This window comes from Marinomonas sp. THO17, assembly GCF_040436405.1.
GTDB lineage: Bacteria > Pseudomonadota > Gammaproteobacteria > Pseudomonadales > Marinomonadaceae > Marinomonas.
Genome location: NZ_AP031575.1, coordinates 609,113 through 634,226 on the forward strand (window position 1 = coordinate 609,113; position 25,114 = coordinate 634,226).

The 25,114-nt window shown below is 44.5% G+C and carries 25 protein-coding genes; 5 read left to right on the forward strand and 20 right to left on the reverse strand.

The window, feature by feature from the left end; all coding sequences use genetic code 11:
* Positions 1-2: 2 nt before the first annotated feature.
* The 10 genes from ABXS85_RS02845 to ABXS85_RS02890 form a co-directional block, all read right to left on the reverse strand.
* The gene (locus ABXS85_RS02845) at positions 3-518 is read right to left on the reverse strand and encodes a CvpA family protein (protein WP_353668538.1); all 516 of its coding nucleotides are present in this window, start codon (positions 516-518) and stop codon (positions 3-5) included.
* An 89-nt stretch (positions 519-607) separates the two neighbouring features.
* Positions 608-1,150: an SPOR domain-containing protein gene (locus ABXS85_RS02850; protein WP_353668539.1), complete on the reverse strand. Its 543-nt coding sequence runs from the start codon at positions 1,148-1,150 to the stop codon at positions 608-610.
* Positions 1,147-2,409, reverse strand: a complete 1,263-nt coding sequence (folC, locus tag ABXS85_RS02855) for a bifunctional tetrahydrofolate synthase/dihydrofolate synthase (RefSeq protein ID WP_353668540.1) — start codon at positions 2,407-2,409, stop codon at positions 1,147-1,149. The genes ABXS85_RS02850 and folC overlap by 4 nt, the downstream gene beginning before the upstream one ends.
* A gap of 4 nt (positions 2,410-2,413) precedes the next feature.
* Complete coding sequence (accD, locus tag ABXS85_RS02860) at positions 2,414-3,283, reverse strand: acetyl-CoA carboxylase, carboxyltransferase subunit beta (RefSeq protein WP_353668541.1); 870 nt, start codon at positions 3,281-3,283, stop codon at positions 2,414-2,416.
* 32 nt (positions 3,284-3,315) lie between these two features.
* Entirely contained in the window at positions 3,316-4,122 is an 807-nt protein-coding gene (gene trpA / locus ABXS85_RS02865; protein ID WP_353668542.1) for a tryptophan synthase subunit alpha, read from the reverse strand.
* Positions 4,119-5,330, reverse strand: a complete 1,212-nt coding sequence (trpB, locus tag ABXS85_RS02870; protein WP_353668543.1) for a tryptophan synthase subunit beta — start codon at positions 5,328-5,330, stop codon at positions 4,119-4,121. Before trpB ends, trpA begins: the two co-directional genes overlap by 4 nt.
* On the reverse strand, positions 5,323-5,940 hold the full coding sequence (locus tag ABXS85_RS02875) for a phosphoribosylanthranilate isomerase (protein ID WP_353668544.1): 618 nt from the start codon (positions 5,938-5,940) through the stop codon (positions 5,323-5,325). The genes trpB and ABXS85_RS02875 overlap by 8 nt, the downstream gene beginning before the upstream one ends.
* A complete protein-coding gene (gene truA / locus ABXS85_RS02880; protein ID WP_353668545.1) occupies positions 5,924-6,748 on the reverse strand; it encodes a tRNA pseudouridine(38-40) synthase TruA in 825 nt (274 codons plus the stop codon). Before truA ends, ABXS85_RS02875 begins: the two co-directional genes overlap by 17 nt.
* Positions 6,741-9,014 carry a FimV/HubP family polar landmark protein gene (locus ABXS85_RS02885; RefSeq protein WP_353668546.1) on the reverse strand — a complete coding sequence of 758 codons (2,274 nt, stop codon included), beginning with the start codon at positions 9,012-9,014 and terminating at the stop codon, positions 6,741-6,743. The genes truA and ABXS85_RS02885 overlap by 8 nt, the downstream gene beginning before the upstream one ends.
* A 187-nt stretch (positions 9,015-9,201) precedes the next feature.
* On the reverse strand, positions 9,202-9,930 hold the full coding sequence (locus ABXS85_RS02890; RefSeq protein ID WP_353668547.1) for an EAL domain-containing protein: 729 nt from the start codon (positions 9,928-9,930) through the stop codon (positions 9,202-9,204).
* 247 nt (positions 9,931-10,177) lie between these two features.
* On the opposite strand from ABXS85_RS02890, the gene ABXS85_RS02895 reads away from it, so the two are divergent.
* Positions 10,178-11,083: an alpha/beta hydrolase gene (locus tag ABXS85_RS02895; RefSeq protein ID WP_353668548.1), complete on the forward strand. Its 906-nt coding sequence runs from the start codon at positions 10,178-10,180 to the stop codon at positions 11,081-11,083.
* An 86-nt stretch (positions 11,084-11,169) separates the two neighbouring features.
* Here ABXS85_RS02895 and groL read toward each other — a convergent pair whose 3' ends face one another.
* The 3 genes from groL to ABXS85_RS02910 all read right to left on the reverse strand — a co-directional run bounded on the left by groL (position 11,170) and on the right by ABXS85_RS02910 (position 13,766).
* Complete coding sequence (gene groL / locus ABXS85_RS02900) at positions 11,170-12,816, reverse strand: chaperonin GroEL (protein WP_353668549.1); 1,647 nt, start codon at positions 12,814-12,816, stop codon at positions 11,170-11,172.
* 60 nt (positions 12,817-12,876) lie between these two features.
* Positions 12,877-13,167 (reverse strand): co-chaperone GroES, encoded by a 291-nt coding sequence (locus tag ABXS85_RS02905; protein ID WP_353668550.1) that lies wholly within the window; start codon positions 13,165-13,167, stop codon positions 12,877-12,879.
* A gap of 128 nt (positions 13,168-13,295) precedes the next feature.
* A complete protein-coding gene (locus ABXS85_RS02910; protein ID WP_353668551.1) occupies positions 13,296-13,766 on the reverse strand; it encodes an FxsA family protein in 471 nt (156 codons plus the stop codon).
* A gap of 37 nt (positions 13,767-13,803) precedes the next feature.
* On the opposite strand from ABXS85_RS02910, the gene ABXS85_RS02915 reads away from it, so the two are divergent.
* Both ABXS85_RS02915 and ABXS85_RS02920 read left to right on the forward strand, forming a co-directional pair.
* Positions 13,804-14,142, forward strand: coding sequence for an MGMT family protein (locus tag ABXS85_RS02915; protein WP_353668552.1), 339 nt, complete (start codon positions 13,804-13,806; stop codon positions 14,140-14,142).
* Positions 14,143-14,267: 125 nt separating this feature from the next.
* Positions 14,268-15,992 (forward strand): BCCT family transporter, encoded by a 1,725-nt coding sequence (locus ABXS85_RS02920; RefSeq protein WP_353668553.1) that lies wholly within the window; start codon positions 14,268-14,270, stop codon positions 15,990-15,992.
* Between the two features lie 108 nt (positions 15,993-16,100).
* Here ABXS85_RS02920 and ABXS85_RS02925 read toward each other — a convergent pair whose 3' ends face one another.
* The gene (locus tag ABXS85_RS02925) at positions 16,101-16,586 is read right to left on the reverse strand and encodes a YajQ family cyclic di-GMP-binding protein (protein ID WP_353668554.1); all 486 of its coding nucleotides are present in this window, start codon (positions 16,584-16,586) and stop codon (positions 16,101-16,103) included.
* Positions 16,587-16,644: 58 nt separating this feature from the next.
* Between ABXS85_RS02925 and ABXS85_RS02930 the strand changes: the two genes are divergently transcribed.
* Positions 16,645-17,616, forward strand: coding sequence for a 2-dehydropantoate 2-reductase (locus ABXS85_RS02930; protein WP_353668555.1), 972 nt, complete (start codon positions 16,645-16,647; stop codon positions 17,614-17,616).
* A gap of 60 nt (positions 17,617-17,676) precedes the next feature.
* Here ABXS85_RS02930 and ABXS85_RS02935 read toward each other — a convergent pair whose 3' ends face one another.
* Both ABXS85_RS02935 and ABXS85_RS02940 read right to left on the reverse strand, forming a co-directional pair.
* A complete protein-coding gene (locus tag ABXS85_RS02935) occupies positions 17,677-18,510 on the reverse strand; it encodes a S1-like domain-containing RNA-binding protein (protein WP_353668556.1) in 834 nt (277 codons plus the stop codon).
* Positions 18,511-18,569: 59 nt separating this feature from the next.
* The gene (locus tag ABXS85_RS02940) at positions 18,570-19,124 is read right to left on the reverse strand and encodes a DUF1415 domain-containing protein (RefSeq protein WP_353668557.1); all 555 of its coding nucleotides are present in this window, start codon (positions 19,122-19,124) and stop codon (positions 18,570-18,572) included.
* A gap of 192 nt (positions 19,125-19,316) precedes the next feature.
* Here ABXS85_RS02940 and ABXS85_RS02945 point away from each other — a divergent pair, with 192 nt between their 5' ends.
* Positions 19,317-20,510, forward strand: coding sequence for a DEAD/DEAH box helicase (locus tag ABXS85_RS02945; RefSeq protein ID WP_353668558.1), 1,194 nt, complete (start codon positions 19,317-19,319; stop codon positions 20,508-20,510).
* Between the two features lie 64 nt (positions 20,511-20,574).
* On the opposite strand, the gene ABXS85_RS02950 is transcribed toward ABXS85_RS02945, so the two are convergent.
* From ABXS85_RS02950 to ribA, 4 genes are all read right to left on the reverse strand, one after another.
* Complete coding sequence (locus ABXS85_RS02950) at positions 20,575-21,714, reverse strand: hypothetical protein (RefSeq protein WP_353668559.1); 1,140 nt, start codon at positions 21,712-21,714, stop codon at positions 20,575-20,577.
* Positions 21,714-23,249, reverse strand: coding sequence for a DUF4105 domain-containing protein (locus ABXS85_RS02955; RefSeq protein ID WP_353668560.1), 1,536 nt, complete (start codon positions 23,247-23,249; stop codon positions 21,714-21,716). The genes ABXS85_RS02950 and ABXS85_RS02955 overlap by 1 nt, the downstream gene beginning before the upstream one ends.
* A gap of 127 nt (positions 23,250-23,376) precedes the next feature.
* On the reverse strand, positions 23,377-24,195 hold the full coding sequence (locus ABXS85_RS02960; RefSeq protein WP_353668561.1) for a hypothetical protein: 819 nt from the start codon (positions 24,193-24,195) through the stop codon (positions 23,377-23,379).
* Positions 24,196-24,389: 194 nt separating this feature from the next.
* Positions 24,390-25,007, reverse strand: coding sequence for a GTP cyclohydrolase II (gene ribA / locus ABXS85_RS02965; RefSeq protein WP_353668562.1), 618 nt, complete (start codon positions 25,005-25,007; stop codon positions 24,390-24,392).
* Positions 25,008-25,114 lie beyond the last annotated feature (107 nt).

Sequence of the window (25,114 nt, forward strand, 5' to 3'; positions counted from 1 at the left end):
GACTAATTACCAAGGGCACGATCAATGAGAGTCGAATCCATTAGTTCCGAACTCTTGCCTAACATTTCACGTGTCCATTCATTCAATTGACCTAACTGGGGGATCAACTGCGATGTTTGCCAAAATTCTGTTTCTTGAATGGCTGGGCTAAGACTCAATAGAGACACAAATGCCACCACAATCAAACTGCCACGAGCAAATCCAAATAACATACCCAATACGCGATCAGTACTAGATAAACCTGTCACTTGAATTAACGAACCCAACAAAAAGCTTACCAAAGCACCAACGACCAAAGAGGCGACAAACAAGGAGATAAAGGCCACAATGTAGCGTATTTGGTCATTCTGGACTTGTTCAACCAACAGGGATTGCATCTGATCTGAAAACTTCACAGCCACCACAAAGGCCACCACCCAAGTGAGCAGTGACAGCACTTCTTTGACGAAACCGCGCTTTAAACTCAACAAAGAAGATAACACCACAACGGCCACAATCAGCCAATCAACGGTTGCCATTTATGTCTTTACTCCATGAACATCTATTAATCGCTGCGGAGTGTAACAGATGAATTAGGGATTCAAAATACTGACTTGAAAGCCAATGATCAATTCACCGAATACTTAACAACCAGACCCGCTAAGCCAAACTCTTTTTTTATGTCGTCGCGAATTTTTTTCGAAGTTTCACGTTTAAATTCAGGCCCCACAAACACCTTATGGAGAGAGTTAGTGGTGATGCTGTATGCGTCGTAATTCGCCTCTTGTAACTTTGCAACCAGCCGCGTGGCATTGTCTTTACTTTTAAAGGTGGCAATTTGCACAGTCCAGCGATCCGCCGCCGCTGTCACGCTAGGCAGCGGTTTGGTTTTCGCCACTTCTGCCTTTTTCAGCTCCGTCACCGACTTAGCCACAGGAATCAGTTCTATATCTTGTGGGTCTTTTGGCGCCGCTTGTTGGGAATCAATTTCTTGAACAGACTTAACTGGAGCAATCTTTACCACCTCAAATGCCGGGGGTTCTGAGACCACTACTTGCATATCCAATTCTGCAGGCCGCTCTCCATCAAGCACCAAAGGTAATACTATGGCCGCCGAAGCTACTATCAAACCAGCGCCAATGAGTCGATAGGTTAAAGCTCTATCTATCATAATTCATGCTTTCCCTTAGCCATTTGCAAATACTCTGAGACAGTCACAAAAGAACCAAACACCACGATGGCACGATTTTCCATCAATGCTTGTTGTTTTGCCGCTTGAAAGGCCTGTGATACCGTTTCAAAAGCGTGGCACGACACTGACGAGGTGTCGGTTTCTTTGCTAATCAATGAAATAAGTTGTGTGGCTTTCGCCCCTCTTGAGCCAGCCAAATCAGCACAATACCAAGTTGCAAAACGACTCGCTAAACTGGCGATCACACTGTGAATGTCCTTATCCTGCAACATGCCACACACAGCAATAGGTTGACACTCAAACCCTGCTAGACGTTGCTGAAGTTCAACAGCGGCTTCCGGATTATGAGCGACATCGATATATACATCAGGTTGCTCAGCTACATGCTGAAAGCGCCCTGTTAATTCAGCATGAGCGAATAAATTCAACAGTGCTTCATGCTGCGGAGCCAATCCCATATAAACTAAGACAGCCACCACGGTCGCGGCATTTTGTAATGGCAATGATGGAATGGGTAAATGGTCAAAACGCACTTCCTGGTTATACCAAGACCATGTATCGCCAGACACCTTAAAATGAAAGTCTTGGCCCTTTTGTTTCAAGATAGAGCCAATCTCAGCGGACGTTTGGGCAATACTGACCGGGGGGTTCTCTACCCCACTGATCAACAAGCAATCACGACGCGCAATGCCAGTTTTCTCTCGACCAATGACTTCAATGTTATCGCCTAACCAGTCCATATGATCAAGGGCAATGGAAGTCACCACAGCCACATCCGCATCTATCATATTGACCGAATCCAGACGACCACCTAAGCCGACTTCCAACACCCAATAATCCAACTGAGCATGATGAAAAATCCACAACGCCGCCAAGGTACTGAATTCAAAGTAGGTTAATGCTGTATCACCACGTGCTTGCTCAATGGCTTCAAAAGCCTGACAAATTAAATCGTCGTTACAGGCTTCATTATTGATGGCAATGCGCTCGTTGAAATCAATGAAGTGAGGTGAAGTGTAGGTGCCAACAGAATGGCCTTGTGAAACCAGATATTGCGTCAACATGGCGCAGGTAGAACCTTTACCATTGGTTCCAGACACAGTAATGACTTGTTGATTTGGTCGCCCTAAGTTCAGCTTAGCAAGGACTCGATTACCTCGCTCTAAGCCCAACTCAATTTCCGCGGGATGCTGGCTCTCAATATAAGAGAGCCAGTCCGCTAATGACGACTTTGTCATTGAGTTATGCAACCTTATGATGGGTTAGCATGGCTAGGATATTAAACAAACGATCTCGCATTTCATCACGCTTAATGATCATATCCAAAGCGCCTTTATCCAATAGGAATTCACTGCGCTGGAAGCCTTCTGGTAATTTTTCACGCACGGTTTGCTCGATAACACGAGGCCCCGCAAAACCAATCAAGGCATTTGGCTCAGCCACATTCAAATCACCCAACATAGCCAAAGAAGCGGATACACCACCAAACACAGGGTCTGTCATCACAGAAATGTAAGGGATGCCCTCTTGCTTCATACGTTCCAGACCGGCACTGGTTTTCGCCATTTGCATCAAAGAAATCAAAGCTTCTTGCATGCGCGCGCCACCACTGGCAGAAAAACACACCAAGGGGAGGCGTTTTTCAAGACAAACGTTTACCGCTTGTATAAAACGCTCACCTACAATAGCTCCCATAGAGCCACCGAGGAAACTGAATTCAAAAGCAACGGCCACCACAGGCATACCGTTTAATTCACCCTGCATTGCTACCAAGGCGTCTTTTTCACCTGTGGCTTTTTGTGCATCAACAAGACGATCTTTATAACGCTTGGAGTCTTTAAACTTCAACTTATCTTCTGGTTCAAGATGCGCACCGATTTCCACACGACCTTCTTTGTCCAAAAAGATGTCGAGACGACGACGAGCACTGACACGTAAGTGATGATTACACTTAGGACATACTTCTAAATTCTTTTCCAATTCTGGACGATACAAAACGTTTTCACATTTTGGGCACTTCTTCCATAAACCTTCCGGTACCGAACCTGATGATGTACGACGCTTATCACTACGTACAATAGAAGGTACAAACTTATCTAACCAGCTACTCATTTATTTCTCCATACTTCTTTAATTGCTGCCACTCAGGCGTCCATTTCACTACGCATCGGAGCCAAAATTGCACCCAGAGCGTCAGCTATCTGTTCTTTCTGTTGATCTTTATTCTCTGCTATCGCGTTAACCAATACGCTGCCTACTATGACACCATCTGAACAACGGCTTACTGCAGCAGCAGTTTTTGCATCGCGAATGCCAAAACCGACACCAATAGGTAAATCGGTCACACCACGCAAACGATCAACATGATCTTGAACACTGTCCACATCCAACGCGCTTGAACCCGTTACTCCTTTAACGGAAACGTAGTACACATAACCGGATGCTAAATCACAAATCTTCTTCGCTCGTTCCATTGTCGTGGTAGGTGACAACAGATAAATTAGATCAATCTCATTTTGTCGGAAGCATTCTACTACATCTGTCGCTTCTTCTGGAGTCAGATCTACTAATAAAACACCATCCACTCCAGCTTGTTTTGCTGCATCAGCAAACTTTTGGTAGCCGTAAAACTCAATCGGGTTCAAATACCCCATTAAAACAATAGGGGTCGTCGAATTACCACGACGGAATTCAGCAATAATATCCAATACTTTTCGGACACTGGTGCCCGCCGCTAAAGCACGTTCGCAAGCCAGTTGAATCACAGGGCCATCGGCCATAGGATCAGAAAACGGCATACCAATTTCAATCACATCCGCACCCGCATCTACCAATGCATTCATCATGGTCACAGTGTACTCAGGTGAAGGATCCCCAGCAGTGATATAAGGAATGAGGGCCTTTTTACCAGATTTTTGTAAATTTTCAAAACATTGCTTTATTAGGCTCATACTTCAATCCCATCCAATTCTGCCACAGTCAGAATGTCTTTATCACCACGACCAGACAGATTCACGACCACTAGCTGATCAGGGCGCATACTAGAAGCCAATTTCATACCATAAGCAACCGCATGACTGGATTCCAACGCTGGCATAATACCTTCCAAGCGCGTCAAATCACGAAAAGCCTCCATCGCCTCATCGTCATTAATCGCCACATAGTTAGCTCGACCAACGTCTTTCAACCAGGCATGCTCAGGGCCAACGCCAGGATAATCCAAACCAGCTGAAATAGAATGCGTTCCGATAATCTGACCATCATCATCTGCCATCACATAGGTGCGATTACCGTGCAACACACCTGGACGACCAGCAGATAATGGCGCCGCATGACGACCCGTTTCCACACCATCACCACCGGCTTCAACACCATACATAGCCACAGATTCGTCTTCAATAAAGGGATAAAACATACCAATGGCATTGGAGCCGCCACCGACACAAGCCACCACCGCATCAGGTAAACGACCTTCTTGCTCCATACATTGCTGTTTTGCTTCGCGACCAATCACAGCTTGAAAATCACGCACTAGCTTAGGGTATGGATGTGGGCCAGCCGCCGTGCCTATGATGTAAAAAGTATCGTCCACATTGCCAACCCAATAACGCATGGCTTCGTTCAAAGCGTCTTTTAAGGTTTTGGTTCCTGACTCAACGGGCACCACTTCCGCACCCAATAACTTCATACGGTAAACGTTCAAAGATTGACGACGAATGTCTTCCGCCCCCATGAAAACTTTACACTTCAAACCTAAGCGAGCTGCTACTGTCGCCGAAGCCACGCCGTGTTGCCCAGCTCCCGTTTCAGCTATGATATTCGGCTTGCCCATATGCTTGGCCAAAAGCGCTTGACCTATGGTGTTATTAATCTTGTGCGCACCCGTGTGATTCAAATCTTCACGCTTTAAATAAATCTTCGCACCACCGGCTTTTTCAGTAAGGCGCTCGGCAAAATACAATGGCGATGGACGGCCAACATAATGAGCAAGGTCTTTATCAAAAGCCGCCTGAAAATCGGCATCTTTAGAAAGGGTGTCGTACATCTTTGCCAAATCATCCAGAGCGGACATCAGAGTTTCAGAGACAAACACCCCACCGTAGTCACCAAAACGGCCATGTTCGTCCGGCAAATTCATTGGGATTTTTTTATTATCCACGTTTCGCTCCAGCTATAAATTCAATTACTTTTTGTGAGTCCTTACGACCTTTTGATAATTCCACGCCACCACTCACATCAACTGCATAAGGTTGCACTTGGCTAACCGCTTGTCGCACATTATCTGGGGTCAAACCGCCAGCCAACACTATCGGTTTACTCAGATTGTCAGGAATGAGCGACCAATTAAATGTCTCACCCGTACCACCTGGAACCCCTTTTTTATAAGCGTCTAGCAAGATAGCGCTAGCAGATGTGTATTGTGACACACTGCGCTCGATATCATCACCTTCTTTTACCCGTAATGCCTTCATATAGTGACGACCATAAGACGCACATTCGGCTTCATCTTCACGGCCATGAAATTGAATCATCCACCGAGGGTTAGCAGTAATCACCTGCTCAACCAAAGACTTATCTGCATCCACAAAGAGCGCCACAGGCACCACAAAGGGAGGCAAGTTGGCGACTATTTGATTCGCTATATCAGGACTCACATAACGAGGACTTTTATCGTAAAAAACAAAGCCCAAAGCATCAGCACCCGCGGCAACCGCGACTTCAGCATCATCCAGATTGGTTATTCCACAGATTTTAACTCGGCAATTCATATTTTGACTCGTCTACCCTTGGTAAAAAATGTGGCCCTAATTTGCACACAGGCACATTAAAATGTGACGGGTACTCAGCATCCACAAAATACAGTCCATAAGGCGGTGCTGTGATACCCCCTTTTGCCCTGTCTTTTGCATCCAAGACTTGCTGCGCCCATTCTACAGGCTGCTCGCCTGCTCCTATGGTCATTAACACCCCTGCAAAATTACGAATCATATGATGTAAAAAAGCATTGGCGCGCACATCCAAAACAATGTATTGCCCCAATGCCTGCACATCAAAATTCACAATAGTACGCACTGGTGTGTGTGCCTGACAACCAACAGCACGAAATGAAGTAAAATCATGGGTACCAATATAGGTTTTTGCGGCTTCACGCATACGATTCACATCAAGAGACTTATAGGTCCAAGTCACTCCTTTTGCCAAAATCGCAGGGCAAAATTCGGCTTGATAGATCACATAACGATAACGTCGTGTTAACGCGCTGAATCTAGCATGGAAGTCATCGGCCACAGAGCGTGCGGCAACAACCGTAATATCATCAGGAAGATAAGTATTAACACCCAAAGTCCAAGCGCGTTCATTACGCTCGGCTTGGGTTTCGAAGTGAACCACTTGGGCACTGGCATGCACACCGGAATCAGTTCGTCCTGCACACACCACCTTAACAGTATGGTTGGCAATAACAGATAAGGCTTTTTCTAAACTTTCTTGAACACTTGGAACATCAAACTTTTGGGCTTGCCAGCCCTTATACGCTGAGCCGTTGTATTCAACGACCAGTACCACTTTCTTAGTCACTTGGGAACATTCGCTCCATCATACTTTGTGCTTCGGCAATTTGCTGTTCATTACCAGACTCAACCACATCTTCCAAGATAACTCGAGCACCTTCTTCGTCCCCCATGTCCATGTAGGCTCTGGCTAAATCTAACTTGGTTGCCACTTCATCCCCACTGGCATCAAAGAAATCAAACTCTTCTTCATCATCACTGGCTTCTTCATCCGATGCAGCTTCAGCTTCACCAAATTCTGGTACTTCAAGCTCATCATCTGCTTCATTCTCCATTTCAGCCAGCGTTTCTTCTATGGAGTTTTCAACACTGTCGTCTGGCACACCATTAAAAATGCCAGACTCATCAACGTCTTCTTGTTCATTATCTTCTAATAAATTAGAAACAAAAGATGCTTCATCACTGTCAATTTCAGGCTCATCGAAAACGTCAAAATCATCCGTTTCTGGTTCTTCATCCGCCGTCGCTTCCTCAACCGCTTGATCAAAAACATCCAGCTCAGGTTCCATAGTCGGAATCTCATCTTCTGCTGGTTCGTCTTCATTATCATCACCTAAATCCAGCACAGGATCAGGTAAGTCATCTACCTCTTCAAAACCTGGGAATTCTTCTGGCTCATCCGCGTTTTCCAGAATATCTTCCGCGACGGCCTCTTCCTCAAAGCCCATTTCATCGTCATCAGTCACCTCTGGGAACTCAGTTGAAGTGACCTCTTCGTCAAAAGATTTGAATTCCTCCGACTCACCATCACCAGCGACCACCTCTTCATCAGGCGTATCAAAATCAAAGGCGAAAGGATCTTCTTCAGGTAACTCTTGTTTTATTTCAGGTTCAGCAGGTGCCTCATCCATTGCCTCAGCCACCACAGGCGCTGCAGCGACAGCCGCTGCTGCAGGTGCGAGATCAAATTCATCCTTTGACACCACCTCTTCTTCGGCTTTTTTCTTACCTGAACGGCGCATAATTAAGCCGATAAGGAATCCAAGCAAAAGGAGAACCACAGCACCGATAGAAACGACAATAGGATTACCAAACACTTTATTCATCAGAGAGTCGGCTTCCGCCTGCTCTTTTTCACGACGAATTTGATCCGCTTCTAACAATTGATCAACCGTATTTTTTTGCTCTTGCATTGCCTGCTGAGCACTGGCAAGTTGTTGCTGTAACTCTGCCATCTGCTTGTCTTTCAGGTTAATCAGCTGTTCTAATGTTTCCAACTGATTATTGAGCTCTGTTAGCTGATCTGATAATTCTGTTTTTTCACGCTGTTCTTTATCCAGCATCTCTTGAGAAGCGGACAATTCACTTTTCAAGGATTCCACTAATGCCGAATCATTACCCTCATTAGAACTTGCTTCTTTCTCCGGTAACACACTTTGCCCAGAGGCCAAGGTCAATTTATCACCCGTGTTTTCAGGTGTTGAATCCGCAGGTTTGGCTTCTGCCTGAGTATTTAACTGCGCTTGCTTAACCTCGCCTTGAGTCGCTCCTCTAGCCGCTTTCAGGGCCATCCAAGCATCGTGTTGACGAAGAAACTCTTCTCTGGAGATATCATTGTTAAAAAGTGCTATTTGATCTTGTGTCGGCAAACGCAGCACCGCCCCCTCTTTAAGAAGGTTGATGTTGTCAGAATAGAAGGCATCTTTATTGAGGGCCTGAATGGCCATCATGGTTTGATAAATCGTCAATTGATTGGCAGGACGATTGCGGCCAGCGATAGACCAAAGAGTATTACCTCTTTGGACATTAAATTGGCCTTGTGATGACATTTGTTGTGCCCTTTGTGTCGCTTGACGGAACACACTGCCTGAAGCCGTATTAGTTTCCTCTGGTACGCTTGCCTGAGCAGCTTGCACCACTTCACTTTTGGCTTTTTCTACCAATGCCGTTTGATTTAACGGCACTTGATATTCTCGAACAACCTGCCCACTCGGCCATCGAGCCGCCAGCACAAAGTGCAACTCATCAACCATCAAAGGCATGTCCGATGTCACAGAAACAATTATTTCACCATTATCCTGTGCCACATCAAACTTTAATTGTGATAAGACCCTAGTTGGCGCAAAGCCTGCTTGACGAAATTCGCTCTCACTTCCGAGACGAACCAAAATGTCTTCTGTGGTCAATGCACCAACATCGGTAAGCTCAATTTTCCCACGGTACGGCTCATTTAAGCTCGATTGCGAGGTTAACTCACCCAACTCTAATGCGTAACTGCTAGACACATAAAGTGCACCTGACACAGCCATACTGACGAGGGTTTTTCTGAGCATAAGCTTCCCTTTATTTACGAATAACGGACACAAATATTTAACAAGTATCTTACACAGGTGAGCATTTATCAATAGCTTTAGAATCAATGGTTTGGACTTCTCAAACCCCTGCTCAAATTTCGCACAGATTTTACACAAATCCAACAAACTAACTCTGGCAAAATGAGAGCGTTATGTATTTCGCCAATTAACTCCCCCAAAACTGAACAAATTGCTCTTTAAAATAAAAGCCCTGAATGTAATCCACACCGATTTGATGAGCAAAGGCAACATCCGATTCTGTTTCCACACCTTCCAACACCACTTTTTTGCCTGTCACCTTGGCAAAATCGATAATTTTTTCAACGAACACCATAAAATTAGCATCTAATCTTTGTTCTAGCACACATTTATCTAATTTAACCCACTCTACCAGCTGTAAAACCGCCACTGACAACATGGATTTTGGATTACACAGGTCATCCAACGCTGTCCTCACCCCAAGCTGATTAAAAACTTCAATCATGGACAAACTCATCATGGCATCACTCATTGCTGAGTTTTCAATCAATTCCACCACCACTCGGCCTTTATCTTGCGCTTGTATCAAATCGATAAAGGGATTATCAGCAAGCTTTTTACCACAAGCATAAAAAGCGTCCTGATCGAGATTCACAAAGATCCTGTGTTGATTAGATAAACCGCTCAACTGAATACGCTTTTGGGCCAACTCCACTTGTAAAAGCAATAATGGATTATCATGCAGCGCGGCATACACATAATCTGGTGGTATCAAGTTACCATGAGCATCTTTAAAACGTGACAGGGCTTCATAGGCGTACACCTCCTTTGAATCGAGAGCCACAATTGGCTGAAATTCCGCTCCAAATCGTTGTGCTTCTATTAATTCCAATAACTGTCGTTGTGACAACATCATCTATTAACCAATACTCTATAAAATAAGGGAGAACGATAATGATACTCATCTAATGATAAGGCAAGATAAAATCATCAAAAAGCACAGTTTTTATTTTATTTTTCATGAGCTTACAAATGACTTAAAGATGACTAAACAGGTTTAATTGCTGTCTATGTAAAGAAATGTCTAGAGTCTTCTAGGCACAATTGAGAAACGATATCATTTTCAGGTAACGACAAACTGCCATTAGCCTTATGAGGAAACCATGAAAAAATGCTTTGCTGTTACTGCCGTTATCACCGCAGTAGGATTCACTAACGCTCTAGCCGCACAAAGCGATCCATCCCAAACCAGTTATCAAATCGAAAAAAACATTACTTTTAAACGCATTGACAACAAAGACATCAAACTCGATCTTTATCTGCCAAAAGCAAACACAGATACCAAAAGCCCATTGTTAGTCTGGGTACATGGTGGGGCATGGAAACGTGGCTCAAAGGACGCCATTCCCAATAAAAACCCACTATTACTCCGTTCGGTCCTTGAAGCTGGTTATGCCTTGGCATCTGTTGACTATCGCTTAAGTGGTGAGGCTAGCTTTCCAGCACCAGTTCAAGACATAAACGACGCCATTAACTTCCTCAACCAACATGCCAATGACTACAATATAAAAGCGGATGAGTTGGTCATGATGGGACGATCCGCAGGTGGGCATTTAGCAGGCTTTATCGGCGCAACAAATGCCGCTTATGACAAGGTAGATTTTTACACTCACCCCAATTACAAAGTCGATGCCGTCGTCAGCTTCTTTGGCCCTACCGACCTACTGGCTATGGGCACCAAAAACGGCAAAAAAGTCGGACCAAGATCCTCTGTTTCCATGTTTCTTGGCAGCGCCCCTACCGACAATCCAGAACTCGCCAAACAAGCCTCTTCGACAAGTTACATCAACGCCCATTCTCCAGCTTACATTCAACTACATGGAGATGAAGACAAACGCGTTCCCCTATCACAAAGTGAACACCTCAAAGCCTTACTGGATCAATATGGTGTGGACAACGAACTCTATGTAGAACAAGGCGTCGGCCACAGCGCACGCATCTTTGACAGTGAAAAATATGTACCGACTGTGATGGCCTTTTTGAAAAAGCACTTTCCAGTGAATCAATAAAGCTTATTGGCCTTCAACACAAAAAAGCCCCGCTACCTTTCGGCAGCGGGGCTTCTTTTTCAGCTGAGCTGAGTGTTGGGGGATGATTACATCATGCCGCCCATGCCACCCATGCCGCCCATGCCGCCCATGTCTGGCATAGCTGGTGCGTCTTCTTTTGGAAGGTCAGCAACCATAGCTTCAGTCGTGATCATCAGACCAGCAACAGAGGCAGCAGCTTGAAGAGCAGAACGAGTTACTTTCGCTGGATCTAGGATACCCATTTCCAACATGTCACCGTATTCACCTGTCGCAGCGTTGTAACCGTAGTTACCTTCGCCTAGCTTGACTTTGTCAACAACCACAGAGGCTTCGTCACCTGCATTGCTAACGATTTGGCGCATTGGCGATTCCATTGCACGAAGTGCTAGGGCGATACCCACGTTTTGGTCTTCGTTATCGCCTTCCAAAGTCTGTACTTTTGTCAAAGCGCGAACCAAGGCAACACCACCACCGGCAACAACACCTTCTTCAACCGCAGCGCGAGTCGCGTGAAGTGCATCGTCAACACGAGCTTTCTTCTCTTTCATTGCCACTTCAGTCGCCGCACCAATCTTGATAACCGCAACACCACCAGCCAACTTGGCTACACGTTCTTGAAGTTTCTCTTTGTCGTAGTCAGAAGAAGAGTTAGCAATTTCTGCGCGAATTTGCTCAACACGAGACGTGATGTTTGCCGCATCGCCAGCACCATCAACTATGGTTGTGCTTTCTTTTGTCAAGGTAACACGCTTCGCCGTACCTAATTGCTCAAGAGTTGTGCCTTCAAGACTTAGGCCCACTTCTTCAGAGATCACAGTCGCACCCGTTAGGATGGCGATGTCTTCCAACATAGCTTTACGACGATCACCGAAACCAGGTGCCTTAGTGGCTGCCACTTTCACGATACCGCGCATGCTGTTAACAACCAATGTCGCCAAGGCTTCGCCTTCAACGTCTTCAGCGATAATCAACAATGGACGAGAGGATTTTGCAACGCCTTCCAATATCGGTAGCAGATCACGGATGTTAGAGATTTTCTTATCAACCAATAGGATGAATGGATTTTCAAGTTCCGCACTCATGGTTTCTTGGTTGTTAATGAAGTAAGGAGATAGGTAACCGCGATCAAACTGCATACCTTCTACAACATCTAGCTCGTCTTCGAAACCAGAACCTTCTTCTACCGTGATAACACCTTCTTTACCAACACGCTCCATTGCTTCCGCAATGATTTTACCGACAGACTCATCAGAGTTAGCAGAGATAGTACCTACTTGCTCCACTGCACGAGTATCAGCACAAGGTGTTGCAAGGGCAGCGATTTCCGCAACAACCGCTTCAGATGCTTTGTCGATACCACGCTTAAGATCCATTGGGTTACGACCTGCTGCAACAGATTTAAGACCTTCTGTTACCAAAGCTTGCGCCAAAACGGTAGCGGTTGTTGTACCATCACCCGCAACATCGTTCGCTTGAGACGCAACTTCTTTAACCATTTGCGCGCCCATATTTTCGAATTTATTTTCCAATTCGATTTCTTTCGCAACGCTGACACCGTCTTTGGTAACCAAAGGTGCACCGAAAGATTTTTCGATGACTACGTTACGACCTTTAGGCCCCAAAGTTACTTTCACTGCATCAGCAAGTACGTTAACACCTTTAAGCATTTGCTGACGCGCACTGTCTCCAAATTTCACTTCTTTAGCTGACATGCTCTAATACCTTTTTAACTGTTTTAATCATGTAAAAATAAATAAGAAAGACAAGAAGAATTAAGCTTCTACCACTCCGTAGATTTCATCTTCTTTCATGATAAGTAGTTCTTCACCGTCGATTTTCACTGTCTGGCCAGAGTATTGACCGAACAAAACAGTGTCACCAACACTAACAGCAAGCGCTTGCACGTCACCATTAGACTGAATACGGCCAGTGCCCACAGCCAAAACCTCGCCTTGTGTCGGTTTTTCTGTAGCAGATCCAGGTAAAACAATACCAGATGCGGTTGTTGTTTCTTCTTCTTTACGGCGAACAACGACACGATCGTGCAAAGGACGAATATTCATCTCTCATTTTCTCCAAATTAAAACAATACCAGGACTCCCCTGGCAGGACTTATCTCGCACTCTCGCGAGAATCTCTATTCGTGCTCATATATAGAGCTACTCAATTATTTTTCAACCCCAGAAAAAAATTATTTTTTATCAATTAAATCATTATCTTCGTTCTCGTATTCGCCTTCGATGATGTCACCATCTTGAGAAGATCGATACTGACCGCCAGCACGCCACTGGGCTCCTCGCGCCATCATGGAACTCATCAATTTAATTACCAAACCAGCGGCAAACAGTTTGCGCAAGCCGGGAATCAACAGCAAACCACCAATGGCATCGGTTACAAATCCTGGCATCAACAAACACAGACCTGCAAACAACAACATCACGCCTTCAGCCACTTCTGAGGCGGGCAACTCTCCACGCTGCATTTTCTCTTGGGCTTTCAAGGACATTTGCAAACCTTGCTTACGGATCAAACTCACCCCTACAATGGCGGTAAGGAATACCAGTCCCACTGTGGCCAAACTGCCAATTTCGCTGCCGACCTGAATCAGCACCGTCATTTCGATTATGGGCACAAGGATAAAAAGAAATATCGCAAATCTCATGATCACCTTCATTTTGTTTTTGAGTTAACAGGTTACTATGGGCAACAAAGCAACTAATCAAGCGATGAGCGAGTTTAAATCGCAAGTATTTCAAATTTTGAATCAAACTCAGATGGGAGAATGTGTGAGTTATGGTGACATAGCGAAACAGGCTGGCTTTCCAGGTTACGCACGTCAAGTAGGCCAATTACTAAAAAAACTCCCTAAAGACACCAAATTGCCTTGGTATAGAGTCATCAATGCACAAGGCCGAATCAGCTTTGCAGAAGGCACAGATGCTTACCTGAGACAGAAACAACACCTTGAAGCGGAAGGTTGGTTAATTGTCGGGAAAAAACTACAGACTAATAATCAAACCAAACTAAAAACTAAGTAAATTCAAGAGTGTCAGAAAGCCTTATCAACTAAAGTGTCGTTTTTTTGATCAAAAACAGGCATGATGTCTCTAATTAAAGGATTTTGTAGACAATTCATCACCCAATAAAGAAGGAACTCAATAAGATGAATAGTAAGAAGGTAGATTCGTTGATCGCAACCCGAGGCATTTTAAAAGGCCTCAACTCCACCCTTGGCCTCACCTGTATTAGTCTCATCCTTATCTTCGTGCTGTATAGCATTCTACTAGGCAAAACCGCCAGCTCTCAATTTTTCAATATCAAAAACTGGATTGAGCAAACCCTTGGCTGGTATTACATTGCCTTGATGCTGGCAGCGTTTCTGATCTGCGTATATTTCATGCTTTCCAAAGTGGGTAGCATTCGTCTTGGGCGGGATAACGAAAAACCAGAGTTTTCTAATTTTGCTTGGTTTTCCATGTTATTTAGCTGTGGCACTGGCGCAGGAATGTTGTTTTTTTCCATGTCGGAGCCCATGCTGCACTTTGCCAGTCAATGGAACGGTGGCAATCCTTTCATGAATGTTGAAACCAAGCAGGCGGTACAGGCTTTTTTTGCTGCCAAACAAACCGCGCTGGAAAATGGTTTACAGCCTGGACAAAACGGCTTCCCTGTACCAAACGATTTGGTTGCCGATGCGGCCTCAGCAGGCTTAACACTTACCTTTTTCCATTGGGGAACAGTTGCATGGGGCATGTATGGCTTAGTGGGATTGTCTCTGGCCTATTTTGCCTACCGAAAAGGCTTACCTTTATCCATTCGTTCAGCGCTTTACCCTATAATTGGCGATAAAATTTACGGCCCAATAGGCAATATTGCGGATATTCTCGCTGTACTCGGCACGATTTTTGGTATCTCCACCACATTGGGGCTGGGCATCCAACAAATTGGTGCAGGCTTAGTTGCATTAGGCATTATTGAACACACTTCTTTATCTATCACAATTGGCTCCATCGTCATTGTGACGGCACTGGCTACCTTATCCGCCACCAGTGGCGTATCACGAGGGATAAAATCCTTAGCCACTTCCAACAGTTATATCTGCATTATTATCCTGCTGTATTTTCTGTTCGCCAGTGACGGTACCAATTACATCATTGCCAACACCTTAACTTCGTTAGGCGACTTTATATCGAATGCCACAGCAATGAGTTTATGGACAGCTCGTAGCCCTGAAGAACGAACCTGGCAAGGGAGTTGGACAATTTTTTACTGGGGGTGGTGGATCGCTTGGTCTGCTTTTGTTGGTTTATTTATTGCTCGAATCTCTCGTGGTCGTACCATTCGTGAATTCGTACTGGGAGTGATTTTAATTCCATCTTTGGCAGCCATGCTGTGGTTTGGCATCATTGGCTCCGCAGGCATTTACGAATCCATCTACGGCACGGACATGAGCATTTATAATGAGGCCGTCACGAATTGGAATTACGCTGGTAGCCTATATGCCGCTTTTGACGTATTAACACCTGGAAATATGGCTTTCATTGCCAAAGGTTTTGCGCTTATTGCCGTGGTGATTTTCTTTATAACCGCTGCAGACTCCGGCACCTTAGTGGTAGGACGATTACTTGCATTTGGCCGTCGTCCCCCCAAACAACAGATCATTATCTGGGGTATTCTATTGGGCGCAGTCACCTTAATTGTTTTATTAATGGGCGGCAGAGAAGCATTACAAGGTTTGCAAGCAGCCTCTATTGCTGGTGCGCTCCCCTTCTCTCTGGTAGTGATCGCCATGATGTTTGGTTTGATTAAATCGCTCATGAAAGAAGATCAATTGCTGACCTCAAAGCAAACAGAGATAAGTAACAACGTAAAAACCGATAATCTCTAAAACGAACAATCTGAAATACGATTCTAGAAAGACAACACAAAAGCCATATTCACCTTGCAAGGCGAATATGGCTTTATGACTTAGCCTTCCTTAACTAAGTGAGCTTACTTAGTCACGAAAATTAGTAAATTGTACGGGTTGGCCAAGGTCAGCACCGCGCAATAAACTCATCACTTGTTGTAGATCATCACGCTTCTTACCTGTTACACGTAATTGATCTCCTTGAATTTGCGCCTGCACCTTAATTTTGCTGTCCTTGATCATTTTTACGATCTTTTTAGCTTCAGCGGTTTCAATGCCTTCTTTCATTTTAATGGCCTGCGACACACGCATACTGCCTCTATCAACCTCTTCCTTTTCCAGACTTTTCAAGTCAATGCCGCGCTTTACTAACTTCTGGTTCAAAATATCAGACAATTGAGTCAATTGAGGCTCTGCTTCAGCGTGCATAACAACGCTGGTCTTATCCTTAATTTCAAAGCTGGCTTTCACCCCTTTAAAGTCGTAACGTGTGGTCAGTTCACGATTGGCTTGGTCTACCGCGTTGCTGACTTCGTGCCAGTCCAATTCAGAGACAACATCAAATGATGGCATTTTCTGCTCCTATGCATTTTCAATCAATTCATTTGGCGCGATAATAGCAAGAAATGAAATGAAACACCTAATGGATCACCCTATGAAACAAACTCGTTGGTTAGTGGTCGGCTCAGGCGCAATTGGTCTTTTTTGGGCCTGCAAGCTGAAACGACTCGATCACAAAGTGCATATGGTCTACCGCAGCACCAACCCCGGGAAATACATCACCCTTGATGCTCATGTTGATGAGTATGGCGAACAACTGGCTGAAACTCAGGTCTATAAAATCAAACCTTTCACCGCAGCCGAACTAGAAAAACAATATGACCGAGTGTTGCTCTGCACCAAATCCTTTGATCTGCTTAATGCTTACCAACAAATCGCGCCACACTTGACCAAAGACGCGGAGGTGATTTGCCTGTGCAACGGCATGGGGGCACAAGCTGAATTGGCTAATGTACTCACAGCAGAGCAAACCCTATGGGCGGGCGTTACTAACGAAGGGGTGTTAAAAGTCGATATTAATCACATCAAGCACACTGGACTTGGGGATACCTTCGTTGGCCAATGGAACCGTGAAGCCGCAATGAAGACCTGTCCATTAGAAGGCTTTGGGGTCATCAATATTCATCAAAGAATTCTTGAGAAGCTTGCTGTCAATGCTGTCATCAACCCCATTACAGCCATTTTCAACTTGCATAATGGCGACATTCTCAATGATGAATATCAAAATTTGGTGCAGGCTACCCTCTCTGAACTGGCGAGTATTTTTACCCATCCTAAGTTTACTTACGCCGAACAAAGCCAACATCTCACCTACGACAACTTAAAAAATCGTGTCGAAACCGTGGCTAAATTAACGCGTTTAAATCGTTCTTCCATGTACGAAGATTTGCGCTTACAACGCCAAACCGAAAACGATTTTATCTCAGGTTTTTTAATCCATCACAGCCCAATCGATCTCAAAGTTCAGCCCTTACTCCATGAGGGCATAGCTCATCCCGAACGACGTGATGAAGTACAAAAAAAGCTGCTAAGCCTTGCTTAGCAGCTTTTAATCAGAGCCGTATTCAATCAACATCAACAAGCGACTGCGCTCATTCAAACCTTAGAGCTTGGTAATTTTTTCCTTAGTTAAGGCAATTTTCTTCTCTTTGTACAAGGCACCCAAGGCTTTTTTGTAGGTGGCCTTACTTACTTTAAAGACTTTATATATGGCTTCAGGTGAAGCTTTGTCGGTTAAATCCGATTCACCACCTTGCGCTTCCAAATAATCCATCACATCATCCAAAATATTGCGAACTTTTTTATAACCCACCTCCTGTAAGCTGATGTCGATTTTGCCATCATCACGCATTTGCTTAATATAGGCGGTGGTTTTCTCACCTTTGCGCAGTTGACGAAACGCATCTTCAAAAAACAGCACGCCCCAGAAGCGATGATCAATAATACACTTGAAACCGATATTGGTTTTGTCGCCAACGATAATCGACACTTTATCCCCCACACGATAAGGGGCCTCTTCACGATTCAACAAAGGATCGATTTTAGTAGTTGCCACGATACGATGTGTGTTTTGATCCAGATAGATGAACATTAAATGAGTTTCACCTTCCTCGACACGATTCTTTTGCTGACTAAATGGCACCAACAAATCTTTTGGTAAGCCCCAATCAAAGAAAGCGCCAACCTGATTCACCGCCACCGCTTTTAACGCCGCAAACTCACCCACTTGCGCCTTTGGAAAATCCGTTGTGGCAATCAACTTATCGTCCGAGTCCAAATAGACAAAGACTTCAATATCGTCGCCCAGTGCCAAATTTTTTGGCACATAACGTTTTGGTAAAAGGATTTCACCCAGTGCTTCAGCATCCAAATAGACGCCAAACTCTTTTTCTTTCACAACACTTAAGGTATTTAAGCGTCCAATTTGTGTGGCCATGGTTTCTCCGGCTAGCGATTTTTCCCGCACTATACTGACTTATACTGGTATCGCAAGGATTAGTTTGTGCTCATGCAGGCTTGAAAGATATCCTCCAAGCTTTTTTTCCCCAACGCTTCCATTTTACTGATGTTGTCATTCGGAATGTTTGAAGTATCACCATAAAAGGCAATGGCTTTATCCAAACTGGCTTCACGAAGAATATGCAGCATTGGATAAGGGGAACGATTGGTATAATTCGATACATCATCGTCTTCAGTGCCAGCGAAACAATAATTAGGGTGGAAAGTCGCCAATTGATAAACGCCTTCACAGCCTTGATCAAACATTAAGTTCTCCGCCGTTTCAACAAAATCCAAATAACGATGAAAATCTTTAAACAGGGTTGGAAAAATCAACAAGGTCGTTTCCGTCTCGGAATGTTCGTCTAACCATTGAATTTCCGTCATTAACTCTTCTAAAGCAATGTCCATTTTCTTTGAACGCAAGACCACCAGACGCACAGTGTCATTGTCGATTTCTCGTTTCGCAAAAGGACAAACATTGTGTTCCACAATAAATCCTTTTACCCAATTCATGGTTTGGTGGATCACCAAGTCGTCTGATAGCAACATAAATTATCTTCTTATAAGCAATGGTCATAGTCGTCTTACAAGCAGTAAGCCAAAAACTCACTTTGGTAAAACGGCTTTTGATTTCGAAACAGCATAAAACAAGGTATCATGCTGCTCATCTGCCTGTTACTGATTATTGCTCAACAACAGGTCCTTTTTTCTGCAATAAAATTCCTGCAACAGAGAGATTACATGTCATTTGCTGAATTAGAGCTAGATTACACGATAGTAGAAGCAATCAATAGTCTAGGTTTTGACACACCGACCGAAATTCAACAGCAAGCCATCCCTGTTATTTTAGAAGGTTCTGACCTTTTGGCTACCGCCCCGACCGGAACAGGTAAAACCATCGCCTTCTGCGCCCCAGCCGTTCAGCACGTATTAGACAGGGATGAGACCGCCACCACAGCACCAAAAGTATTAATTTTAGCGCCAAGTCGCGAATTAGCGCGGCAAATTTTTAACGTAATTGGCGAACTGACTCAGCATACACGCATTCAATCACAGCTCATTATTGGCGGCACTCCTTACGGCATGCAGCAGCAACAATTAAGCGAAGCCTGTGACATCTTGATTGCCACCCCTGGGCGCCTAGTGGAATTGGACGAAAAGCAATGGCTGGATCTAACCGATGTTAGCTATTTTGTTATCGACGAAGCCGATCGCATGCTCGATATGGGCTTTGTTAATGCCATTAACCATATCGCCAAAGAATTGCCCACAGAGCACCAAACCTTGATGTTTTCAGCCACCCTTGAAGGTGAAAAAATGGGCCGCTTTGCCAGTGCCCTATTAAGCCCAGATACGGAACAAATTCGCCTTGGCGAATCATCACGCACTGTGCCCAATCAGATTCGACAAATTGCTTATCGTGTGGACGACGATGCCCATAAGGAAGCAATACTCAAGCATCTGCTCGGCAAAGAAGGGGTTCAGCAGGCAGTAGTATTCGTATCGAACCGTGATCATGTGGATGTGTGGGTACAAAAGATACGTAACATGAACATTATGTGTGATGGCCTACATGGGGAAATGAAGCAAGGTGATCGTAGCGAGCATTTAAAACAAATGAAGCGCGGTCGCTTGCAAGTGTTGGTCGCCACTGATGTGGCATCGCGCGGCATTGATCTACCGGAAATCAACACCGTCATTAACTTACGCTTACCACGCAAAGCGGACTCTTATATCCATCGTGCTGGCCGCGCCTCTCGGGAAGGTGCTCCGGGCGAATGCATCTCATTGATCGACATTAATGACCTGCCGATGATTGAGAAGATTCAGCGCTTCATGCAAAGCAATATTAAATTTGGCCGCATTGAAGGGTTAGAACCAAAAACCAAAGCCCGCTCACCACGTAACAAAAAGAAAAAGAAGAAAACTAAGTGATCTTTTCACTTTACCCAAGTTTCAAACAGCAAAAGCGTCGATTCATTAAACGGCGCTTTTTACTCTAACAACCTTCGACTGAGGTGGCGCGAACCACAAACTGTTTGGCTGGACAAGCAACCGAACTAGGTACTTGACTAGTATCGCCAAAACAACTTCCTGCATTCATATTAATGTGATTTCTGAGCACACCACGGTGCACGACAGGCCCTGAGGAAGAGCATTGTACAGAGAAATTTACATTCACACAGGACACTAACTCAGGCTTAATCACTGGCAAGGTCCCAAAAACATGTTTTTCACCAAAACAATTTCTTGCCGCTAAGCGAGCTCCTGAAGTCAGTTTGCTCAGATATATCTGCTTGTTTCTGGCCTCTTCTTCTTTGGCTCTTTGCTGGGCTAACGCACGGGCCTGTCTTTCCTGACGACGTTTCTCTTCTGCTAAACGACGCTCCTCCTCTCGCTGCCGACGTGCTTCTTCTGCCTGCCGTCTTTGCTCTGCCTGACGTCTAGCCTGCTCTTGTTGTTGCTGAATATTTGCCAGTGCCTGTTGTTGCTCTTGTTGTACTCGACGCTGTTGAGCTTGTTGCTGACGTTTTTGCCGTTCTTTTTCTTGTCGTTGTGCTTCAATCTGTTTCAGTTGACGATTAAAATCCGCTTGTTGACGAGCCAAATCTGCCTGCAATTGATTATTCAATTGAGTCAAAGCGGAGCTAAATGCCGCCATTGTGCTATTAGATCCAGATGAACCACCTGAGTTGTCGCTTGCTTCCTCATCACGACAATCCCAAGAATCCAAATTGCCAGCAACACACTGGGCATATTCTCTAGCAATGGGGCAACGTCTGGCACATTTCGCTTCCAATTTTTGTTGGACAACGAGACGCTGCTTTTGTTTGTAGTATTTTTCCTGATCCTGACGGTAAGCCATTAAGTCATTCAGGCGCTGTTTTGAGTCTTGATCGAATACCAGAGGGCGTGCTTTTTTGATTTCTTGATCTGCACAAGCAAAGTTTTCATCGTCCGTACAGCGATAACCTGCTTCAATAGCGTCATCAAATTCCATTTGATCCAAGCGATCCAACTGATCTAACTGGTCCAACATTTTAAGCATGTCCTGCGGCGAGGTTTCTGCCATTGTTGTCATGGTGCCAAAGCTAAGTAACAGACTTAATATCCCACTCATTATTGTGCATTTTTTCATCAGAACAGCCCCTCTAAAGTCTCAATATTATCGAGCGTTTGCACCAGCTCTTGCTCCAGTAACTTCAGCTCTTTCATACCTTGATGATCATCTGGCACCGCCGACGCCACCAGAGTAAATATTTTCTGTTGTGCTTGTTGTGAACCACACACCAATTCGCTCTTGGCTTGAAAGTCAGCTAACTGTCTTAGCTTAGGAATGCCATCAAAACGAGGCACAGCCATCTGCACTTGCAATAAAGGCAACACGTAACAGTGTCGCAAAAGCTGCTTATCCACCCCCTCGGGCAAAGCCTTGAGCTTGGCTTGCATGACATCCAGCAGTTGCAGCTCAATGACAATGTCAACCACCTTAAGAAACAGATCAAAACGCAAATACACCAGCTGGCGTTCCTCAAGCAACAATTGCGCCTCTAATAAGTAGTCATTGCTGGCCAAGTTGTTATAAACCGAATCAGACAACAACAAATCATACAAGCGTTTCGCTGCACGGGATTGATCGTATTGCTCTAAGCTTGCATACGGATACTCATCAATGGCATCCAACAAGGCTGATAAAGCTTGTTGGTAATACACACGATTGCGTGGAAAGTAGTAACCTTTCGACTCAGCCTTATCGAGTGAAAGCAACTCACTACCCCGCGCTAAAGGGCTATTTCTTAACTGATGAAACAATGAATCAGGACGCAAAAAACCCAATGCTTCATTTGACTGATTCTCTAATTGCAAAGCCTCATTCAAGAGATCTTGCAATAAGGTGGCGCAATTCACCGTAATAAAACGGTAATTACCACGATAACTCCAATGAATTTCTGATAAATCCCTAACAATTTGTTCGACCTGTTGCGCAGACAAATTCAACGGCAAGGAATACAAGTCGCGATCCGCAAGTAAGGTATTGGCACGAAACACTTCGCGAAAAGTTGAAGCAAATAAGTGCGCATCATAACCACCAAAAAAGCCCTTTAACACATTCATAGTAAAACCGTCTATGCGCGCTACATAGCCTAAAAACACATGATTAAAGAGGTTTTGTTGACAAGCTTGTAGACTGGATGAGGCATCAGGACAAACCAAAAGCCGCACCGAAACATGGCCAAAAGAGGAGGCAACCCCCCGTCCTTCTGAAGCGAAAACCAGATGAATTTCTCGCACATCTTGTGGATTAATGGATACCAGGTGTCCGCCTTGGTTGGAATCAAACAGATAAAAAGGTACTGGATCTAGACAGTGTTGGTAATTCACTTGCGCCTGATAACGTCGTGCAAAATAAGCAGCATAAACAGGATGACGACAGGCAAAGTCTTCTTCTACAAGATACGCACGCAATATCGCTACAAAAATGTCATACTGAGCTTGATGTCGATCTTTAATTAAATCTTTGGCGTATTGAAAACGTTTATCCGCCAGTAATTCAGATGACGAAAACTCAAAATCCGCCACGGCATTGTCGACCGCCAACAAATAAGTTAACTCTGTGCACAAGCTATTGTCTCGACGTGCGGCCGCTAATAAAGCTGGTGCTTTATTCAGCACACTTTTGTCCATCGTATTATCACAATAAACAACAGGCTTACTTGCCTTATGAGGTATGGCGCATCCTTGCAATATCATAAGCAAACCAAACAGTATGCTTAACGAAATGCAGCGCTTCATTGCAAACCTAAGGTGTCGTTTTTGCCACCATAGCATCAGGCTTAGCCCAACGCACTGCATGCCCTTCGATGGCATCTAATCTTTCTTGAATGTCTTTGCGAGCTGAATAAACCGTTGGTGAAGAAATAATGTCGCTGAAGGTATAGGATGGTAGTCCGGTTATAATGGTTGAGCTTTCAGACGCATCGGAATTTTTCATGGCCCTTGGAAACAAACCCAACCAATAAAAATAAGGATTGTCATCCAACTCCTGTTGTAATTTGGCAATTTTAGCTTGACGTTCTTGCTGCGCTTTTTGAACTTGATATTGACGCTGCCAATAGTCTACCTGAAGCGGATTTTTCTCTACGCCCCGACCCGTTTGATAACGCTCAATGACTCGCTGCATTGCCGCTAAATCCCCCGCTTTGGCTTGCGCCAAATCGGACTCTAAAGCTTGCTTAGCTTTGCGTTCCTGTTCAAGTACCAATTTTCGCGCCGCTTCCGCTTCTCTTTGTTTTTTCATCGTCACACCATAAGCCGTCAGCGTGGCTTCTTGCGGCATGGTTATGCGCACTCTTTGTGGTCGATCAGGAGTAGCATCCACTTGCTGAGAAAAGATTTTTTCTTGTTCTTGATTGATACTTTGTACCGCTTTAACTTGATAGCGACCTTCCTCAACCACCAGGGCTTCACGAGCAAAATCCGCACACTCAAATTTCAGTTCCTCGTTCACATACACCTTGGCACCATTGCTGTTTTCCTGACAATAAATGCCAATTAATGCACTGTCAGCCAGAGCAGCTGATGGTCCTAATACAAGCAAAACAAGAAACATCTTCTTCATAACTACACCTTTCTATTGACTCAATCTCTTCGTGACGTTTAAAAAAGCCATGTTTCATCCGCATGGCTTTTGTATCACTTTTTGTCAGATAAAGGTCAAGATTACTCAAAAAATGTACAAAGACCAAATCATCAAAGCCAAAAAAAACCCCTTTCGGGGCTTTCGCAACAAATCGTAACATTTTAATGTTAACGTCATTCTTCAAACTTAAGCGTGTGTTGCTTGCGTTTTGCCTTGGTTTCCAAATATTGACGATTATGTTGATTAACATGGACTTTTGTCGGTACCAGCTCCACAACATCAATGCCATGCTCTTTTAATTGCTGAGCTTTATCTGGGTTGTTGGTTAACAAGCGTACTTGCTTTACTCCAAGGGCTAATAACATGTTGGCAGCAATGCCAAAATCACGGCCATCCTCAGGCAAATGCAACATTTCGTTGGCTTGGTAGGTATCGTAACCTTGATCCTGTAAAGCGTACGCTTCTAGTTTGGCATACAAGCCAATACCACGACCTTCTTGACGCAAATAGAGGATGTAACCCCCTTCCTCATTAATGCGGTCAATGGCTTCATCCAGTTGCTCACCACAATCACAGCGGCCAGAACCAAATACATCACCTGTCAAACATTCAGAATGCAAACGCACTAAAGGCACATAATCCGTTTGCTGAGTGTATTTCGAGTTACCTTCAAAATATATCCCTATGTGTTCTTTACCTGAGTCATCACCATTAAAGGAAATGAACTCAGCGGTCACGTCACCGGCTCGAACCGGAATCATTACTCGACGCTTAATGGTCAAATCTGTCATTACTGCTCTCTCTAGGGATTATTTACTGCGGTAAAGTATAACGCCCTTACATTTGGTCAATTATGAAAAAATCAATATTAATCCAGCATTTCTTTCATGCTTTTTTG

Bases quoted from the DNA above. Each gene is read 5' to 3' on its own strand.
- ABXS85_RS02850 (WP_353668539.1), bottom strand. From the start codon at position 1,150: ATGATAGATAGAGCTTTAACCTATCGACTCATTGGCGCTGGTTTGATA.
- ABXS85_RS02910 (WP_353668551.1), bottom strand. From the start codon at position 13,766: ATGAGATTTGCGATATTTCTTTTTATCCTTGTGCCCATAATCGAAATG.
- ABXS85_RS02950 (WP_353668559.1), bottom strand. From the start codon at position 21,714: ATGAAAAAATGCACAATAATGAGTGGGATATTAAGTCTGTTACTTAGC.
- ABXS85_RS02925 (WP_353668554.1), bottom strand. From the start codon at position 16,586: ATGCCATCATTTGATGTTGTCTCTGAATTGGACTGGCACGAAGTCAGC.
- ABXS85_RS02920 (WP_353668553.1), top strand. From the start codon at position 14,268: ATGAATAGTAAGAAGGTAGATTCGTTGATCGCAACCCGAGGCATTTTA.
- ABXS85_RS02930 (WP_353668555.1), top strand. From the start codon at position 16,645: ATGAAACACCTAATGGATCACCCTATGAAACAAACTCGTTGGTTAGTG.
- ABXS85_RS02940 (WP_353668557.1), bottom strand. From the start codon at position 19,124: ATGTTGCTATCAGACGACTTGGTGATCCACCAAACCATGAATTGGGTA.
- ABXS85_RS02875 (WP_353668544.1), bottom strand. From the start codon at position 5,940: ATGAATTGCCGAGTTAAAATCTGTGGAATAACCAATCTGGATGATGCT.
- ABXS85_RS02845 (WP_353668538.1), bottom strand. From the start codon at position 518: ATGGCAACCGTTGATTGGCTGATTGTGGCCGTTGTGGTGTTATCTTCT.
- ABXS85_RS02895 (WP_353668548.1), top strand. From the start codon at position 10,178: ATGAAAAAATGCTTTGCTGTTACTGCCGTTATCACCGCAGTAGGATTC.
- folC (WP_353668540.1), bottom strand. From the start codon at position 2,409: ATGACAAAGTCGTCATTAGCGGACTGGCTCTCTTATATTGAGAGCCAG.
- groL (WP_353668549.1), bottom strand. From the start codon at position 12,816: ATGTCAGCTAAAGAAGTGAAATTTGGAGACAGTGCGCGTCAGCAAATG.
- accD (WP_353668541.1), bottom strand. From the start codon at position 3,283: ATGAGTAGCTGGTTAGATAAGTTTGTACCTTCTATTGTACGTAGTGAT.
- ABXS85_RS02960 (WP_353668561.1), bottom strand. From the start codon at position 24,195: ATGAAGAAGATGTTTCTTGTTTTGCTTGTATTAGGACCATCAGCTGCT.
- ABXS85_RS02905 (WP_353668550.1), bottom strand. From the start codon at position 13,167: ATGAATATTCGTCCTTTGCACGATCGTGTCGTTGTTCGCCGTAAAGAA.
- ABXS85_RS02890 (WP_353668547.1), bottom strand. From the start codon at position 9,930: ATGATGTTGTCACAACGACAGTTATTGGAATTAATAGAAGCACAACGA.
- ribA (WP_353668562.1), bottom strand. From the start codon at position 25,007: ATGACAGATTTGACCATTAAGCGTCGAGTAATGATTCCGGTTCGAGCC.
- ABXS85_RS02935 (WP_353668556.1), bottom strand. From the start codon at position 18,510: ATGGCCACACAAATTGGACGCTTAAATACCTTAAGTGTTGTGAAAGAA.
- ABXS85_RS02915 (WP_353668552.1), top strand. From the start codon at position 13,804: ATGGGCAACAAAGCAACTAATCAAGCGATGAGCGAGTTTAAATCGCAA.
- ABXS85_RS02945 (WP_353668558.1), top strand. From the start codon at position 19,317: ATGTCATTTGCTGAATTAGAGCTAGATTACACGATAGTAGAAGCAATC.
- trpA (WP_353668542.1), bottom strand. From the start codon at position 4,122: ATGAGCCTAATAAAGCAATGTTTTGAAAATTTACAAAAATCTGGTAAA.
- ABXS85_RS02885 (WP_353668546.1), bottom strand. From the start codon at position 9,014: ATGCTCAGAAAAACCCTCGTCAGTATGGCTGTGTCAGGTGCACTTTAT.